Below are 12,003 nucleotides of genomic sequence, written 5' to 3' on the forward strand. Positions count from 1 at the left end.
TGCACCGCACATTCTATCGCAAGTTAACTTGGCTGCAGCATAATTAGTCGACATCTCATTTTCAAGTGCCTGAAGCACGATTCCAGTACTATTTAGACTTGCTAAAAAATTTGTGCGGTAAGAAGCATATTTTCCTAATACTGTAAGCTCCCCCAAAATTCGGCCACTTAAAAGTTGACAAAATTGTTAACTTTAAAACTAAGGAGGTCAATTATGAAAAAGACAAGATTCACAGAAACCCAAATTGTGAAAGCTATCCAGGAGCATGAGAATGGTCGGGATGCTAAAGACTTATGCAGGGAGTTAGGTATTACAACTGCTGCATTTTACAAATGGCGACAACGCTACGCAGGATTGGATGTAAACGAACTTAAGAGAGTTAAAGAACTCGAGGATGAGAATAATCGTTTAAAGCGGATGTATGCTAATTTAAGTCTGGTACATGAAGCCTTAAAAGACGCTGTTGCAAAAAAGCTGTAACGCCTGATGAAAAAGGTAGCTTGGCTAAGCACATGATTAAAGAATATGGGGTAAGCCAACGTCAGGCATGTAAAACAGTAAGGCTGCCTAGAAGTACACAACAGTATAAACAAAAGCCTAAAGCTGATGAAGCAGTCATTGATCAACTCAGTGCATTGGTTGAAAAACATCCTGCTATTGGTTTTTGGCAGAGCTATTACAGAATCCGAAGACAAGGTTTTGTATGGAACCATAAGAAAGTGTATCGAGTTTACACAGCGATGAAACTCAATATCCGTAGGCGTTCAAAAAAACGTTTACCAGAAAGAGTAAAACAAGCATTATATCAACCTGCAACAATTAATGAAGTATGGAGTATTGATTTTATGAGTGATACTTTATGGGATGGAAGACGTTTTAGGTTATTAAATATCATCGATGATTACAACAGAGAGGTATTACACATTGAAACAGATTTATCATTACCGGCATTAAGGCTAATTAGAGTATTGGAATATTTAAAAGAGTTCAGAGGGCTACCGCAGATAATACGAACTGATAACGGACCTGAATTTATCTCAAATAAATTAGACATGTGGTGTAGAGAAAACAAAATAGAACGAGCTTTTATACAACCCGGAAAGCCAATGCAAAATGGGTTTGTTGAAAGGTGCAACGGAAACATTAGAAAGGAATTATTAAACGCTTATGTATTTATGAGTTTAAATGATGTTAGAGAAAAAGCAGAGCAATGGCGAGTAGATTACAATTGTTCAAGACCACATCAATCGTTGGGCTTTGTTCCACCGGCTGAGTTTATTTAATCCGTTTCCCATGTTAAACGAAAAAAAATATACTTTTGATTGGCACAAATTTAAGGGGAGCTTACAATGGGCTATATTCTAAAAAACAACTGATGCCCGTAAGAATTAAAATAACAATCTTTTTTACCCTGATAATGTTTCTGCTGTTATCCTTATTATGTGGTGTTATCTATTATTTTTCTTACACCAACAGGATAGACAAAATTAAAACGCATTTAACAAGCCGTACCTTAACTACTGCAAATCTGCTTAGCCAGCCTTCAATATTTGACTCCGCTATTATGAGTAAAATAGATGGCGCTACCGCAATAGAATTAAAAAATAAAACAATCCAGGTATATAACCATCTTAATAAAATAATTTATTCTTATCATGACACAGCAGGTGATAGTTTACAAATTAGCAATGATATATTAAGTGAAGCAAAAACAAAACAAAGCTATTTTTTTAACGTTGGCAAAAAAGAGGCCATTGCAAATTATTACAATAATATCAAAGTGGTTATTGTTGCGTCTGCTATTGATGAAGAAGGAAGAAGCAACCTCCGTCGTTTACAGATTATCCTGTGTTTTGGTTTCACTGGTGTCATCATAATTTCATTTATATCCGGTTGGTTTTTTTCAAAAATATTATTGCAGCCTATTAGAAAAATTGCCGATGAAGTAAACGTTATTTCTGCACAAAGTTTAGCTCACCGGATAAAATCAGGAAATGCGGATGATGAATGGAACTACTTAATCAACACATTAAATGACCTGCTAAACAGATTACAGGAAGGTTTTGAGATGCAGACACGTTTTATATCTACCGCTTCGCATGAATTATCTACTCCATTAACGTCGATATCAAGCCAGTTAGAAGTGTCACTTCAAAGGGATAGAGTGGCAGAAGATTACCGTAAAGTTATACAATCCGTTTACCAGGATGTACGGCACCTGAACAAACTCACCCTAACCTTACTGGAGTTTGCCAAAGCCTCTGGTACGGCAGGTGGCATAGAAATTGAACTAATTAGAATTGATGAAATATTAATGCGCCTTCCCGGCGAAATGATAAAATTTGGTGAGCACTATTCAGTAAAGCTGGAATTTGAACAATTACCCGAGGTTGCAGAAAGACTGGTAGTATTCGGAAATGCTGAACTACTATTTGCAGCTATCAAAAATATTGTTTCCAATGCCTGTAAATTTTCGGTTAACGGCTTAGCAAAAGTGAAACTGTCTGTTGAAAAAACAACCATAATTATTTCAATTAAAGATAAAGGAAAGGGTATTGCTGAAAATGACTTATCAAATATTTTTCAACCATTTTTTAGGGCAGAAGATAGTCGCGGAATAAGTGGGTTTGGCGTAGGTTTGCCACTGGTATAGCGCATTATTAAATTGCACAACGGACAAATAAATGCAAAATCCACTATTGGAAAAGAAACAACTTTTAATATTCAATTACCTGTTGCAGCCGATTTCACCCCCAAATAAATATTCTAACTGCTTTCTAATTATTTATTAATCTCTTTTTAATGCCGGAATTATACCTTTACATTTAAATAAAAGAGTCTCACAGGATATAAATAAATTGGGCTGTTTTCACCAGTGATAGGCAAGAGACTATTTATAATTCTGACTCCGGCCAGGTTACCATAAATATGAATTAGAAAACTATACATCATCCATATTATTGCTAAACCGGTTAATTGCTGCAGGCAAAATAGTAGCGGGATTTGACGTTAATAAAATGATTGCATAGGACGCTGATTTGTTGTATACCTATTCAGATGACGTTACTGTAAATCAGTATCAACAAAAGCATATTCAAAAATTTCGCAATTAAACTATGAAAACTTTGATTGCTATAGTTAAAGTTTGCGAATTTAAAGGCCGGAATGATATCCATTTACCTAAATTTTTAAGCCATTAGGAGATACTACTTTTAAAAATTAAAGAGAAAAGTTATAACCATAAAAAAAAAGGAGTATGTAAAAATAAAGATCCGTTTGTCCGTAAAATTAAAAGAGGAAGCTGATCAAAAATATGCCTCCCTCCACTAATATCTTCATCTGTCTATTTCTAAAATTTTTTTCACAACGTTTCGTTAACAGTCGCTTTAATTATCCGGAGGACCAACAGAGGAATCCTATTTTCGAACACAGTAAGCAAAACAATATTGATCTTTAATAAACGTCTTGCAATTCTTTTTTTTCAATAATTCAGATAAGAAAAATTAAGATCATTATTTTGCGTCTTCCTGTTTTCAACTAAAACCAGACTAATAAATCTTTCTCTGCCTGTACATCTTGTTTTAAATATTTTATCTTCCTTATTTTACTTATCATACTCGTTTTATTGATAAAAGAAATTACTTTTTTTTAAAGTAAAAAAATAATTACGCTGAGTTACACTTATTTTTAATTGAATTAATTACTTATTAGTTGAACTTACAAATTTGTAAAATATAAATATCGTTTTTATGAATTTCATCACACCAGACTTTGCAAACCCCGCTATCTGGATAAGTCTGCTCACGCTTACTTTTCTTGAAATTGTATTGGGCATTGACAATATTATTTTCATTTCCATTGTTGCGGGCAAATTACCGAAAGAGCAGCAGCGCAAAGCCCGGAATACAGGTTTAACACTGGCGATGGTTTTTCGTATTGGCCTGTTACTTTGTATCAATTGGATCATCGGATTAAAAGATCCTGTTTTTATAATCCCGGCTCTTGAGGTCCACGCAAATAAAAGCATCCCATTAAGCTATAAGGATCTTATACTGATTGCAGGTGGTATTTTTCTTATTGTAAAAAGCACGTTGGAAATTCATCATAAATTTCAAAAAGATGACAAACAGGAATTGAAAAAAGGGAGTAAAACAATTGGCTTTGGCAGGGTTATTATTCAGATTGTAATGGTCGATGCAGTTTTTTCATTCGACTCTATTCTAACAGCGATAGGACTGGTAGAAAATGTTATCATCATGATTATTGCAGTAATTGTATCGATCGGTATTATGATGCTTTTTGCAGGACCGGTAACAAGAATCATAAATGCTAATCCAACATTACAGATGCTGGCCTTGTCATTTCTGGTAGTCATCGGCGTAGTATTGGTTGCAAGTGGCCTGCACCAGGAGATCAGTAAAAGTATTATTTATTCCTGCCTCTTTTTTTCACTGGTAGTTGAAATGCTAAATTTAAGATTGAAAAAGCGGTCTGAAGCTGGTGAACGAAATTAGCGATGAGGCCTGTGTAGTGGCATGGGCAGTTGCGGAAGCTGTTTTATAGAAATTTTTGAAAAGATGCACGGTAGTAGAAAAACTGTTTTATCCTGTGGTATAAAAATAAATGATGAACTCTGCAATGTTGAAATAAGAATTCTGAAATCGGTGTATTAAATCACTGGCATCACTGAAGCTTCTATGTTTTCAATATGTTTGTTGTCTTAAACTTCCATCTATACTTGCCTGGGAAATGACCTAAGAACCGCTTTCTCTGCAGCATTGTGCACCGCTTAGGGTTCGGGGTACAAAACCAGGCAGGCAATAAAATGGCAAAGTGCAATCTGCCTGATTGAATTTGTAGCAACGCAACAAAGTTTCGCGAAGGTTTTTGGGGAAATAATGAAGATGATGATACTTTGATTTAATGGCAGATAGTCGGCCGCAGCAAATGAGTAATTATTTACGCTCCTTTTTAGATAATATTCTGGATTCAAAATTGTACTAAGTTTTCATTATAAAAAGCAGGATTGTCACAACAAAAAAAATAACCAATAAAACTTTACCATAGTTACGGTATCTACTTTTTAAATATTGTCATTTATTAATTAGCAACGGACTCAATATTGATTATAATTAAAAATACAATGATCTGAAATGTGCCGGCATCATTTTAAAATATTCTCTGATCAATTAATAGTAGATATAGTGCCGTTTTGAAGGTTTGAAATATTCTTGCGATGAAGCTCATGAATGTGTATCCTTATTGCCAAAGTATAATTTAAAATACCTGCTATTAAATGCGAAGGTTATTTACAGCAATGAATTGATAGTTGAAATGATAAAGGCGTTAGAAGAAACCAAAAAATAACATGCCCAGGCACTCATTTAAATATATTATTTATCGACCATTATAATTCTAAAAAATGATATGAATTATGAATAGTTTGGTGCAGGTTTAGTTACGTAAGCATATGGGGCAAAATGTCTACAGTTATTTCATACAAAGCCATTGTGCGGTTGAATCAGGCGCTTTTTGCAGTAAATAATTTGAAGTAATAATTGAAAAGTAAAATAAATGCCTATCAAATGTAACAATCATTTAAAACAGGCGATCATGTAAAATGGAATTCGGAAGCAGGCTTTGTTTCTGGTAAAATTATAGATATACACACCAGTAATTTTGAGTACAAAGGATATACACATAACGCAACTAAAGAACATCCTCAATATGCAATACAAAGCGATAAAACAGACCATGTGGCGGTACACAAAGGAAAAGCACTAACGAAATTGAGCAAATAAAAATTTCTACTAAAAAAAATAGTCATGGAAACAAAAAACAATGATGCTACAGCGCAACGGCCGCAGGGAGCCCGTGTATTAGATGCTCCCCTGGTGGGCATAAATATTACCGAATTTATGAAGCAAATAAAAACGGAAACGGCCTGGGAAACCAGCGATCGCAACGCTATATCTGTATATAAAACAAATGGAATGCGCATTGTATTGATTGCGTTGCACAAAGATGCTGTTTTAAAAAAGCATACAGCAGGGGGAATTATAAGTGTGCAGGTGCTTGAAGGCGAAATAAATTTTAGTACAGATGATGAGTCAATTGTATTAAGTCTGGGCAATATGATTGCTTTACACAAAGGGTTGCCCCATAGCGTACATGCAATAAAAGAGTCTGTATTTTTATTGACCCTTACAACATCTCTGGATAAATAGATCCTACCCTTTTATAAATAATTTAAAATTTAATTTCCTAACTACTTCATTTTTTTAAAGAATAATTTTTATCGAATTCCGTATGTGTAATTTATGGTTACTAAATTTTAATCTTAAAAATAGTCGGTATTTCTGCATAAATATTCAGTAAATGAATTGGCTCAATGTGGCTCAAAATACAGAAGCTTTAACATTTTATCTTATTTTTATTTAAATAAGATAAAATTATCCGAAATAGATTTTTTACTATTTTTGTTATTAGAAATCAACCCAAGGTAATTATGAAAAGATTAAAATCCTGCATGCCGGTACTCGCTGTTTTCCTTTGCTGCAGCCCGGCATTTGGCCAAACTGCACAAAAAGGTAATTCGATTTTTACACAACCGGGTATCATAATCACATTTGTACTTATTTTAATTCCCATAATGATAGCACTTCTTATCTTTTTATTAAGATTGAAGAACGTAGTAGAAAGAACAAAGGATGGCAAAGACAAAGAAGAAGCAACACGTTTTGCCAATTACTTAACGAACCTCGAAGGAGATGAAATTGATACGGTTTTAGAACAGAAAAAAAAAGCGGAAGCCTTTAAGTTAGCGAACAATGAGCTAAGGGGTGATCTTGCTCCATCTGATGACAAAGGATTGATTACCCATATTAATGAGCAAACAAATAGGGGCTTTGTGGCTGCTAAAAAAAAAGCCCTGAAACGCCCGAACATTGATCCCCAGTTATCAAAATTAATTCTTTGGTTTTTAGTAAGTGCCACTTTTTGGTTGTTGTTTGGTACCACAGCTGGGGAATACACAGGTATTAAATTTGTTGCACCCGATGCGGATCATTTTAGCTGGCTAAGTTTCGGCAGGTTAAGACCCGTACATACCAATGCAGTATTTTGGGGCTGGAGTTCTTTAGGAATGTTGGGGTTGGGGTATTACGTTATACCCATGGTAAGCAATACCAAAATTGCAAGCTTAAAACTTGCCTGGTATTCTTTGTATTTAATTAATGCCTCAGTAATTATTGGCAGTATTTTTTTAATGGCAGGTATTAATAACGGCGGTGGCGAATACCGGGAATATATTTGGCCGGTAATGGGGTTGTTTGCTTTGGCATTGGTACTTACACTTATAAATTTCCTGAACACCATTGCCCGGCGGGCTACTAAAGAAATATATGTATCTAACTGGTATATGGTCGCCTCCATAATATTCGCAATTGTAATTACGCTGGTTGCCTATTTGCCTTTTTGGCAAAATGGGTTAGGCGAAACCATTTCGCAGGGGTATTATATGCACCAGGGTGTAGGCATGTGGTTTATGCTTTTTACCCTAGGGCTGGTTTATTATTTTTTACCACAGCAATTAAACAAACCTATTTATTCCTACAGCCTGGGTATTATGGCATTTTGGGCACAGATATTTTTTTATACCCTTATCGGAACGCATCATTTTGTTTTTAGCGCAATACCCTGGTGGCTTCAAACAATGGCTATTGTAGGTAGTGTAGGTATGATTATACCAGTAGTAGCCGGCACCACTAATTTTGTTTTCACTTTTAATGGCTCTTGGCACAAATTGGGCAGCAGTTATACATTGCCTTTTTACCTGGTAGGTATCATATTTTATTTTACCGGTTCCCTGCAAGGTACAGTAGAGGCTTTCCGTTCCACCAATCTTATCTGGCACTTTACCGATTTTACTATAGCCCATTCCCATCTCACCATGTATGGCATCATTGCCTTTTTTTTATGGGGATTTATTTATTCGATTGTACCAAGACTAACAGGCAAAGAACCGTCTTTTACCTGGGTAGGTGTTCACTTCTGGATGGCCCTGATCGGTTTACTCTTTTATACAATTCCATTAATGATAGGTGGAACATTAAAAGGGTTAATGTGGCAGGAAGGAAAACCCTTTATAGATAGTGTAGAATTGATGTTTCCTTACTGGCTCTGGCGGGCAATTGGAGGAACTATGATGTGGCTGTCGCATATTATTTTTGCCTGCAACATGTATAAGATGATTTTAGGAAAAGAGGCAATCAATATTCGTAAGGAAGGTGTAGCACAACTAAAAACATTACAGCCGGAAGCCTGACTTTTTTTTGAAGTGTGCTAAAATAATACTGTATTGCTTTATGATAATTGAAGATTTACTTTTTATTATTCTTCCAGCAATAGAATAATAAATTATTAGTCTTTTTCAAATAGCACAATAAGCAATAAAGAAAATACAGTTATCAATTATAAAAAGCAATCAACATAAAATGGATATATTCAGCAATCATAAAAGATTATACACAACAGCCTTTTTAATGTTTTTAGTGCTTACCATTTTAGTAGCTATTTTACCAGCGCTAAACAATCAAAATAATAATCATCCTCTGCCTGGCAGCGAACCGTTAACAGCGGCTCAGCAAAAAGGTAAAGACGTTTATATTGCCAATGGCTGTGTGGCCTGTCATACGCAACAGGTTCGTAATGTTGATATGGATAAAATATGGGGCAGCCGGCCCAGCATTGCTGCAGACTATGCCGGAAACGAACGCATCAGTACCTGGGTAAATACAGCCACTTTAATGGGTACAGAACGTACCGGACCAGACCTAACCAATATTGGTATAAGGCAACCCGGTATTGACTGGCATTTATTGCATTTATACCAGCCCAGGTCTGTAGTTCGGCAATCTATTATGCCATCCTATAGTTTTTTATTTGAAATAAAAAAAAATCCTGGTAAAAATGACATGGTGGTAAATGTACCCGATAAATATTTTGATACATCTATGGGAAAAATTGTTGCCACAGAAGCTGCGCTCAATCTGGTTGCCTACCTGCAATCTTTAAAACAAATAAAATTACCTGACGGTACACCAGCCCCAGACTTTCTATACAAAAGACAACAAAAAACAACTGCCGCTAATACACCAAATACAGGGGCATTAAATGGTGTAGCTTTATATACTGCTAATTGTCAAAGTTGTCACCAGGAAAATGGAGAAGGACTTAAGGGCGCATTTCCACCGCTTAAAGGAAGTCCTGTTGTAAATAATGACAACGCGGAAATGATGATCAATATCATAATGAAAGGATATGACGCAAGGGCTGAATACGGCGTTATGCCAGCAGTGGGAACAAATAGCAATTTGAAACCCGAAGAAGTTGAGGCAATAATTAATCACGAACGAAGCAGCTGGGGAAATAATGCCCGGAAAATACCTATAGAAGAAGTTAAAAAAATAATGGACCTTATTAAAAAAGAAACCAAATAATATGACAAAAATTTTTGCACTAATTTCTCTTTCTTTAAATTATCAATGGGCAATAGCTTGTCCCGTTTGTGAAGTAAGCCAGCCAGGAATATTTAAAGGCATTACCCATGGTACAGGACCACAAAGCAACTGGGACTTTGTAATAATAGCCGCTACTGCGGTGGTTGTATTAATTTGTTTGTTCCTGAGCATACACTATTTATACAAGCCGGGCGAAACAAATAAAAGCCACATTAAAAACAGCATTTTTAATACAGAAGCGTATGGAAGCTAAAAGTACCATCAGCATTTTTATAGATGATGAAAAACAACCCATTGCATCTTTTGCAACACCAGTAAATTTTGAGCTGGATACCCGGAAGCTAACCGATGGCCAACATACATTAACTATTGTAAGTAAAGACGTGACGGGTAAAGAAGGCTTACGCAAAATACCTTTCCTTGTACGCAACGGTCCGGCAATATCTATAGAAGGCATAAAAGAAAATGATATTGTAGATGGCATAGTATCATTAATGATAAATGCTTACGGCAAGGGCCTTCAAAAAAAATTTATTATAGAAGGAAGTGAAACCCCCCAAACTGTGCCATCATGGATCTGGATATTGCTAATTGCATTTATCTGTTGGGCAATCTACTATTTTGTTACCAGCTTTTCAATTTAAGTATAGTAAAACAATGAAATTAAAAAAAAATATAACAGGCATTGAGGACATTAAATTAATGGTAGATCAATTTTATAAAAAAGTAAAGACCGATGAATTATTATCTCCCATTTTTTTACAATACATTCCTGCAGACTGGCAACCCCATTCAGAAAAAATGTACCTGTTCTGGAATGCTGCTTTATTTGGCGAAAAGGGGTACATGGGTAACCCATTTTCGAAACATGCCAAAATGGATACCATTGGAACTGCCCATTTTGAAAGGTGGCTATTCTTATTTTATCAAACCATTGATGAGCATTTTATTGGCTCCAATGCCAAATGGAGGGCTTCAGTTATGGCTGATAATTTTATGCGGCGTTTAGCATCTATAAAACAAAACGGTATAATAACAATTGTATGAGTGAAGGAAAATAAAAAAGTATTAAACAGGATATTAAAACGGAAGAAGATATAAAAATGCCGGTTCACCAATTTTATACAAAAGTGCGGAAAGATGATTTGCCTGCGCCCGTTTTCAATTCCATTATAAAACAAAACCGGGATAAGCCCCGGAAGATTATGTGCAATTTTTTGAATACAACTTTATTGTATTCAAAAAAATATATGGCGATCCCTAGCAAAGCCCTTGTCCCTGCAACTGGAGAAAAAATATTTTGACAAGTGGTTGATACTTTTTGAAGAAACGGTTGATGAACTATTTTGCGGAAGCATAGCTGCAAATGCTAAAAGCAGGGCAAACAATATTGCAAGGATTTTAAAAAGCGTAAAAAAATACCGTTGTAGAATATATAAGTTAATGAGCCGTTGTAAACAGATAAATTGAGTGCATAATTTTTTCTGTAAATTCGGACAAATTAATTTTAAATAATGATTTCAAAAGCATGCCAATATGCAATAAGAGCTGTTATATTTTTAGCGTCAAAAGCTGATGATAAAATAAAATTAAATGTAAAGCAGATTGCAAAAGAAATTGATGCTCCTGAAGCATTTACGGCTAAAACATTGCAGTTACTCAATAAGCATAAAATTATCACTTCGCTTAAAGGCCCTTATGGTGGTTTTTTTATTGAAGATTACCAGATGGATACGCCTATCATTGATATAGTTAATGCGATAGATGGTTTGCAAATATTCACTGCCTGCGGTTTAGGATTAAAGCAATGCTTTGCTGCTCACCCTTGTGCTTTTCATGATATTTACACTGTTTTAAGAAATAGCCTGCAAAAAGCCTTTGAAAAAACAACCATCCGGAAACTGGCAAAAAAAATCGAGAACGGTACACATTTTTTATCAGGTATCCAAACCAAGAAAAAGTGAATATAGGGAGCGATGTTATTAAAATTACTATTGGCTTCATCTATATTAATTTCAAATCCGAAGCGATAAATACTGGGTTTGCGATATCTGTGTCGCCATGGGTGGTGATTCCTGACCATGTGGATACCTCATGTGTAACAAAGCCTATTAGCCATCCCCCTGTATAAATTATTGGAGCACCATTACAGTCCTTAAACCGTTTGTAATCGATAATTAATTGTCCTAAATCCATTTTTATAAAATGTTCACTAATTAAATTTTTTAGACTCCGGTAAAATTCCTCTTCAAAATTTCAATACGCCATCTTTAAAATCAGGTCTAATTCTTCCTTAAAAACTACAACACTCCTCCATTTTAATTTCTCAGAGGTATTAATGCAAACATTTCAGGCTTACAAAAAATACATATTTATTCCTGAGGATTTAGTGATCTCGTTTTTGCGAAGATTCCAATATCTCTTTAGTTTATCCTTCAGTAATAATAATTTCTCTGGAAGGATGTTTCTTTCTTCCACTGTC

At 35.2% G+C, this 12,003-nt stretch carries 10 protein-coding genes and 1 pseudogene; all 11 read left to right on the forward strand.

Annotation, left to right across the window (positions count from 1 at the left end; translation table 11 throughout):
* Nucleotides 1-213: 213 nt before the first annotated feature.
* A protein-coding gene (locus H7254_RS01625; protein WP_301931321.1) for an IS3 family transposase occupies nucleotides 214-1,283 on the forward strand; the annotation gives its coding sequence in 2 pieces (ribosomal slippage) (nucleotides 214-466 and nucleotides 466-1,283; 1,071 coding nt in all).
* A gap of 35 nt (nucleotides 1,284-1,318) precedes the next feature.
* Nucleotides 1,319-2,653, forward strand: a complete 1,335-nt coding sequence (locus H7254_RS01630) for a HAMP domain-containing sensor histidine kinase (RefSeq protein ID WP_301931322.1) — start codon at nucleotides 1,319-1,321, stop codon at nucleotides 2,651-2,653.
* A 1,096-nt stretch (nucleotides 2,654-3,749) separates the two neighbouring features.
* Nucleotides 3,750-4,514, forward strand: a complete 765-nt coding sequence (locus H7254_RS01635; RefSeq protein ID WP_301931323.1) for a TerC family protein — start codon at nucleotides 3,750-3,752, stop codon at nucleotides 4,512-4,514.
* A 1,104-nt stretch (nucleotides 4,515-5,618) separates the two neighbouring features.
* Nucleotides 5,619-5,801, forward strand: a pseudogene (locus H7254_RS01640) (DUF2945 domain-containing protein); the annotation flags it as partial.
* Nucleotides 5,802-5,825: 24 nt separating this feature from the next.
* Nucleotides 5,826-6,227, forward strand: coding sequence for a cupin domain-containing protein (locus H7254_RS01645; protein ID WP_301931324.1), 402 nt, complete (start codon nucleotides 5,826-5,828; stop codon nucleotides 6,225-6,227).
* Between the two features lie 425 nt (nucleotides 6,228-6,652).
* A complete protein-coding gene (locus H7254_RS01650) occupies nucleotides 6,653-8,326 on the forward strand; it encodes a cbb3-type cytochrome c oxidase subunit I (protein WP_301931325.1) in 1,674 nt (557 codons plus the stop codon).
* A gap of 169 nt (nucleotides 8,327-8,495) precedes the next feature.
* Nucleotides 8,496-9,500, forward strand: coding sequence for a cytochrome c (locus H7254_RS01655; RefSeq protein WP_301931326.1), 1,005 nt, complete (start codon nucleotides 8,496-8,498; stop codon nucleotides 9,498-9,500).
* A 1-nt stretch (nucleotide 9,501) separates the two neighbouring features.
* Nucleotides 9,502-9,774, forward strand: coding sequence for a hypothetical protein (locus H7254_RS01660; protein ID WP_301931327.1), 273 nt, complete (start codon nucleotides 9,502-9,504; stop codon nucleotides 9,772-9,774).
* A complete protein-coding gene (locus tag H7254_RS01665; RefSeq protein ID WP_301923302.1) occupies nucleotides 9,764-10,165 on the forward strand; it encodes a cytochrome C in 402 nt (133 codons plus the stop codon). The genes H7254_RS01660 and H7254_RS01665 overlap by 11 nt, the downstream gene beginning before the upstream one ends.
* A gap of 13 nt (nucleotides 10,166-10,178) precedes the next feature.
* On the forward strand, nucleotides 10,179-10,568 hold the full coding sequence (locus H7254_RS01670; RefSeq protein ID WP_301931329.1) for a group III truncated hemoglobin: 390 nt from the start codon (nucleotides 10,179-10,181) through the stop codon (nucleotides 10,566-10,568).
* 467 nt (nucleotides 10,569-11,035) lie between these two features.
* Nucleotides 11,036-11,485 (forward strand): Rrf2 family transcriptional regulator, encoded by a 450-nt coding sequence (locus H7254_RS01675; RefSeq protein ID WP_301931330.1) that lies wholly within the window; start codon nucleotides 11,036-11,038, stop codon nucleotides 11,483-11,485.
* The last annotated feature ends 518 nt before the right edge of the window (nucleotides 11,486-12,003 follow it).

It is taken from the genome of Ferruginibacter sp., assembly GCF_014377975.1.
Taxonomy (GTDB): Bacteria; Bacteroidota; Bacteroidia; order Chitinophagales; family Chitinophagaceae; genus Ferruginibacter.